Here is a 594-nt window from a genome sequence, read left to right as displayed (position 1 = left end):
AAACTCAAAGAACAAAACAAGCAAATAGCCGAACAAAATAAAGAAAAGCTAGACGCTATTAAAAAGCAATTTGCAAGCAATTTGAACGACTTGTTTTTCAATGAAGAAAGAGATTGTAAGCTTTTAGAATACAAGGGCTTTGTGGTGAATGCTTATAAAACTAAGTATCAAGTGGAGTTTAGTTTAAGCCCTAAAGACAATCCAAATATTGCCTATAGCCCTAGCAATATGGTTTATAAAAACGATACGGGCAACATGTTTAGCTCTTATAATTTCTGCGCTGAGATCAAATTTGATGGGTTTTTAAAGAGACTGGATAACGCTATCACTAAACTCCCTGAAAAAATCAAGGAATTAGAAAACTCCATTGAAACCACGAAAGAAAATATCGCTAAATACACCAGATTAGTGGAGCAAAAACCTTCTTACCCACGACTAGAATACCTGCAAGCTTTAAAATGGGATCATAAAACTCTAATAGACGATTTAGCCAAAATGAGCAAAGACAGAGATTATAAGCCTGTGTTCAACCCTAAATCTAAAGAAGTCTTAAAGAATTTGAACGCTGAAAAAAGAGCGAGCTTAGAGAATGAG

1 protein-coding gene is annotated in these 594 nt (G+C 34.5%); it reads left to right on the top strand.

All coding sequences use genetic code 11. From position 1 onward, the window contains the following. Nucleotides 1–594 (top strand): hypothetical protein (locus tag EAL49_RS08220; RefSeq protein ID WP_490238423.1); only part of this gene is annotated, 594 nt, incomplete at both ends.

The organism is Helicobacter pylori, assembly GCF_003637665.1.
In the GTDB taxonomy this organism is placed as follows: Bacteria; Campylobacterota; Campylobacteria; order Campylobacterales; family Helicobacteraceae; genus Helicobacter; species Helicobacter pylori_CK.
This window is presented reverse-complemented; position numbering and strand designations above follow the sequence as displayed.